This is a genomic window from Geobacillus sp. WSUCF1 (genome assembly GCF_000422025.1).
GTDB lineage: Bacteria > Bacillota > Bacilli > Bacillales > Anoxybacillaceae > Geobacillus > Geobacillus zalihae.
Window position 1 is genome coordinate 1 of the sequence record NZ_ATCO01000221.1, and the last position, 4,945, is coordinate 4,945.

General features: G+C 55.5%; 5 protein-coding genes. 3 read left to right on the top strand and 2 right to left on the bottom strand.

Annotation, left to right across the window (positions count from 1 at the left end):
* Nucleotides 1-76: 76 nt before the first annotated feature.
* Nucleotides 77-1,171: a Xaa-Pro peptidase family protein gene (locus I656_RS00880; RefSeq protein WP_033006770.1), complete on the bottom strand. Its 1,095-nt coding sequence runs from the start codon at nucleotides 1,169-1,171 to the stop codon at nucleotides 77-79.
* Between the two features lie 139 nt (nucleotides 1,172-1,310).
* Here I656_RS00880 and I656_RS00875 point away from each other — a divergent pair, with 139 nt between their 5' ends.
* Complete coding sequence (locus I656_RS00875; RefSeq protein WP_021322125.1) at nucleotides 1,311-1,991, top strand: metal-dependent hydrolase; 681 nt, start codon at nucleotides 1,311-1,313, stop codon at nucleotides 1,989-1,991.
* A gap of 116 nt (nucleotides 1,992-2,107) precedes the next feature.
* Nucleotides 2,108-3,415, top strand: a complete 1,308-nt coding sequence (locus I656_RS00870) for a CBS domain-containing protein (protein WP_020756778.1) — start codon at nucleotides 2,108-2,110, stop codon at nucleotides 3,413-3,415.
* Between the two features lie 84 nt (nucleotides 3,416-3,499).
* Here the strand turns inward: I656_RS00870 and I656_RS00865 are convergent, their stop codons facing one another.
* Entirely contained in the window at nucleotides 3,500-3,808 is a 309-nt protein-coding gene (locus I656_RS00865; RefSeq protein WP_013144507.1) for a YtpI family protein, read from the bottom strand.
* Nucleotides 3,809-3,908: 100 nt separating this feature from the next.
* Between I656_RS00865 and I656_RS00860 the strand changes: the two genes are divergently transcribed.
* Nucleotides 3,909-4,856, top strand: a complete 948-nt coding sequence (locus I656_RS00860; RefSeq protein WP_013524308.1) for a bifunctional oligoribonuclease/PAP phosphatase NrnA — start codon at nucleotides 3,909-3,911, stop codon at nucleotides 4,854-4,856.
* The last annotated feature ends 89 nt before the right edge of the window (nucleotides 4,857-4,945 follow it).

Here is a 4,945-nt window from a genome sequence, read left to right on the forward strand (position 1 = left end):
CGTTGGCTGACGCCAACCGAGATTCATCTCCCACTTTCACTTCGTTTCAAAGTGGGAGACTTCTTTCGGAAAGATGTTAAACAATGATCAACTCCTTCGAAAACGACGTCAATACCTCAACCCCATGATCCGTGACCGCGACGTTGTCTTCAATGCGCACGCCGCCGATGGATGGGACGTAAATGCCCGGTTCGATTGTAAACACCATGCCGGGGGCGAGCGGTTCGTTGTTGGCGCCATGAAGCGATGGGTATTCGTGGATCTCGATCCCTAAGCCGTGCCCGACGCGGTGGGTGAAATAGTCTCCGTAGCCGGCTTGTTCGATGACGTTTCGGGCGGCGCGGTCGATCTCGCCCATCGCGGTTTGCGGGCGGCAGGCGTCGATCGCCGCCTGCTGGGCGCGCCGAACGGTATCGTAAATGAGCCGCTGTTCGTCGCTTGCCGTCTGACAGACGACGGTGCGGGTAATGTCGGAGCAATACCCATCGACGATGACGCCTAAATCGAACAGCACGAAATCCCCCGGTGCGACCGCCGCCGTTCCCGGCACGCCGTGCGGATCGGCTGATTTTGCGCCCGTGAGCACGGTCGTGGGAAACGACATCCCTTCAACGCCGAGTTTTTTCAGCTCATATTCAATAACGGCGACAAGTTCGAGCTCCGTCACGCCCGGGCGGATGGCCGAGACGCCGATTTCGATCGCTTTGTCGGCAAGTTCCGCCGCCTGGCGCAACACCTTCATTTCCTGCTCATCCTTGATCAGGCGAAGCTGGCGCAGCTTTTCTTCGGCGTCGTGCCACTTGGCGTTTGGAAACAATGCCGAGAGACGCTCGAAACGGGCGAACGACAAATCGTTTTTCTCAACGGCAATCGAGACGGCCTTGATGCCGCGCGCTTCGAGATGGCGGCGGATCTCGTTCCACGGGTCAGTGCTGTCGTCGTAGCCGATCACCGTATACCCAAAGCCGCTCCGGCGGGCGCGCGGCGCTTCCATTTGCGGACAGACGAGCGCGGGCTCGCTGTCAGGGAAAACCAAAAGCGCCAGCAGCCGCTCGTGCGGGTCGCACCGAAATCCGCTCAAATAAAAGACGTTGGCGCTTGACGTGATGAAGGCGAATGAACTATGTTGTTGTTGAAGCCAAGAGGAAAATGCTTGCAGCCGTTGGTTCATCGTTCCCTTCCTTCCTTTTTTCGTGATCGTCCATTTTGAGCGTATCAAGAAACGGGCCGTTTGTAAATGGACAGGCGGGAAAAGAAGGAAATGGATGGGCGGCGGCGAATCATGTGTAGTGGAAAGGAGAGATGTGACGATGAAAATCAGCTACCATGGCCATTCGGTCGTCCGCATTGAGACGAACGGAAAAACGATTTTGATCGACCCGTTCATCACCGGCAACACGACGACCGATTTGAACGCGGCGGATGTGAAAGCGGATGTCATTTTGTTGACGCACGGGCACGGGGATCATGTCGGCGATACGGTTGAAATCGCCAAGCGGAACAACGCCCTTGTCGTGGCCACATTTGAGCTGGCGACGTATTTAAGCTGGCAAGGCGTCGAGACGTTTGGCATGAACATCGGCGGGGCGCGCGAATTTGACTTTGGCACGGTCAAGTTCACGCAGGCGTTCCACAGCTCCGGGTTTGTGACGGACGACAAGCAAATCATTTATTTAGGCATGCCGACCGGCATTTTGTTCACGGCCGAAGGCAAAACGATCTACCATGCCGGCGACACTGGGCTGTTTTCCGACATGAAGCTGATCGGCGAGCGCCATAACATCGATGTCGCCTTTTTGCCGATTGGGGACAGCTTCACGATGGGGCCGGAAGACGCGGCGGTCGCCGCCGAGTGGCTCGGGGCGAAACTCGTCGTGCCGATCCATTACAACACGTTCCCGCCGATCGCCCAAGACCCCGAGCGGTTCGTCTCGCTCCTCCCGCCGGGCGTCGGCCGCGCGTTGAAACCGGGGGAAAGCATCGAGCTGTAACAGAGACGCCCTTCCCGCTTCGGGAAGGGCGCTTTCTGATGGCCGGCGCGACCGTTGAATCCCCGCCGCTGCGCCCTGTATAATGGAGGTAACAATGCGTAAAGGGTGAAGAACCGTTGGCGACAAAACACGAGCAAATTTTGGAATACATTCACCGGCTGCCGATCGGCGAGAAAATTTCTGTCCGGCAGATCGCCAAGGAAATGGGCGTAAGCGAAGGGACGGCGTACCGGGCGATCAAGGACGCCGAGAACAAAGGGTATGTGAGCACGATTGAACGCGTCGGCACGATCCGGATTGAGAAGAAACGGAAGGAAAACATTGAGAAGCTTACGTACGCTGAGGTTGTCAACATTGTGGACGGCCAAGTGCTTGGCGGACGTGAAGGGCTGCATAAGACGCTCAACCGTTTTGTCATCGGCGCCATGCAGCTGGAGGCGATGATGCGCTATACGGGCGCAGGGGATTTGCTTATCGTCGGCAACCGGACGAAGGCGCACGAGCTGGCGCTTCAGGCGGGGGCGGCCGTGCTCATCACCGGCGGGTTTGACACGGCCGACCACGTGAAAAAGCTCGCCGATGAGCGGCAGCTGCCGATCATTTCGACGAGCTATGACACGTTTACGGTCGCGACGATGATCAACCGGGCGATTTACGACCAGCTCATCAAAAAAGAAATTGTGTTGGTCGAGGATATTCTCATTCCGCTTGACAAAACAGCGTACTTGCGCATCCATGATCCGATTGAGCGGTGGTATGCGTTGAACAAAGAGACGCGCCATAGCCGGTTCCCGGTCGTCGATGATGAGCTGAAAGTGCAAGGGGTTGTGACGGCAAAAGACGTGCTGGATGTCGACCGGCAGCTGCCGATCGAAAAGGTGATGACGAAGCAGCCGATTACGGTGAACGGAAAAACGTCAGTGGCGTTTGCTTCTCATATTATGGTATGGGAAGGAATTGAGCTTCTCCCGGTGGTGGATGACTATAACCGGCTGCAAGGGATCATCAGCCGCCAAGACGTGTTAAAAGCGCTGCAAATGGCGCAGCGTCAGCCGCAAGTCGGGGAGACGATCGATGATCTCATCACCGCCCAGTTTCGTGAGTCAGGCGACAAAGAAACGCTGTTTCGCTGCACGATTACGCCGCAGATGACGAACTATTTAGGGACGCTCTCGTACGGCGTGTTTACGACAATCGTCACCGAAGCAGCGGCGCGCATGCTTCGCGCGTACAAACGCGGCGATTTGGTGATGGAAAATATCACGATTTACTTCATCAAGCCGGTGCAAATCGACAGCACGGTCGACGTGCGGGCAAAGCTTTTAGAGCTCGGGCGCAAGTTCGGGAAAGTGGATGTCGAAGTGTATAACGAAGGCGATCTTGTCGGCAAAGCGATGATGATGTGCCAGCTGATCGACCGATAAACGGTAAAGGAAAAAAAGGATGTCCACTTCCTTATGGGAACATCCTTTTCCTTTATCGTTGACCGGCGCATACGCCAAACGGCATTACCCTTGTTTTGCCGCTTCCTTTGCCTCTTCGACCGCCTGCGGCAGATAGCAGCGGTAGGCGCGGTAGCCGGCCCAAACGCTCCCGAAGCCTAAGGCGATAAAAATGGCGCAGATGATATAGGTCACGGTTGTCTGATACAAAAACAATTGGTTGATCCCGAACAAGGCAACGAACAGTCCAAGCGCCATGCTCGATTTCGCTGAGAGAAAGCGGCGTTCCATCGGACGATGGGAGCGGACGTAGCGGATTTTATAATAGACGTAAAACGAAAAGGAAAATATAATGAAAATAACCAAGGCTGGCATGGTTGGGTCCCTCCGTTGTTCATTTCTTTTTTCATTGTACATAGAAGCAGGGAAAAATGCCAGCGGTTGAATATGACAGGTGACTAAAGGGGAAGAACGAATGAAACCGGTTCATCAACAAATTCTTGATGCGATTCGTGAATTTGACACGATCATCATCCACCGCCATGTTCGCCCGGACCCGGACGCGTACGGGTCGCAAGGCGGGTTGGCGGCGTTGCTTCGGGCGTCGTTTCCGAAAAAAAGGGTGTACGCGGTCGGAACGGACGATCCGTCGCTGTCGTTTTTGCGGAACATGGATGTCATTGATGATTCTGTGTACGCGCAGGCGCTCGTGATCGTCTGCGATACAGCTAATGAGGAGCGGATTTGCGACAGCCGCTATCGGCTCGGGCGAAAGCTCATTAAAATTGACCATCACCCGAACGACACGCCGTATGGCGACATTATGTGGGTCGATACCGCCGCCAGTTCGACAAGCGAGATGATTTATGAGTTTTATTTGGCGGGGAAAGAGGAAGGGTTGACGATGACCGTTGAGGCGGCGCGTCTCATTTACGCCGGCATTGTCGGCGATACGGGCCGCTTTTTGTTTCCGCGCACAAGTGAAAAAACGTTCCGCTACGCTGGGGAGCTCATTTCGTACGGCTTTTCGCTGACGGAATTGTACGACGGATTGTATCGGACGAGCTTGCCGCTCGCCCGCTTAAGCGGTTATGTGTTGTCGAACTTTATGATCGAGGAAGGGGTGGCGGCTGTGAAAATGCCGCGGGCGCTGCTTGAGGAATACGGCGTCACCCCGCTTGAGGCGTCGCAGCTCGTCAGTTTGCTCGGCAATATTGACGGCATTGTCGCCTGGGTGTTTTTCATTGAGGAAGAACGGGAAATCCGCGTCCGCTTCCGTTCCAAAGGGCCGGTCATCAATGTGGTCGCCAAACGCTACGGCGGCGGCGGCCATCCGCTCGCAGCCGGTGCGTCCATTGCTTCTTGGGAGGAAGCGGATCGCGTGATTGAAGACGTAAAAGCGGTCTGTCGGGCTGAGCGGTGACGGAAACGGGTGGTTTTAACATCTTTCCGAAAGAAGTCTCCCACTTCTAAACGAAGTGAAAGTGGGAGGTGAATTTCAGTAAAACCGTG

Excerpts from the sequence above, each read along its gene's own strand:
- I656_RS00860 (WP_013524308.1), top strand. The coding sequence starts at position 3,909 with ATGAAACCGGTTCATCAACAAATTCTTGATGCGATTCGTGAATTTGAC.
- I656_RS00875 (WP_021322125.1), top strand. The coding sequence starts at position 1,311 with ATGAAAATCAGCTACCATGGCCATTCGGTCGTCCGCATTGAGACGAAC.
- I656_RS00865 (WP_013144507.1), bottom strand. The coding sequence starts at position 3,808 with ATGCCAGCCTTGGTTATTTTCATTATATTTTCCTTTTCGTTTTACGTC.
- I656_RS00880 (WP_033006770.1), bottom strand. The coding sequence starts at position 1,171 with ATGAACCAACGGCTGCAAGCATTTTCCTCTTGGCTTCAACAACAACAT.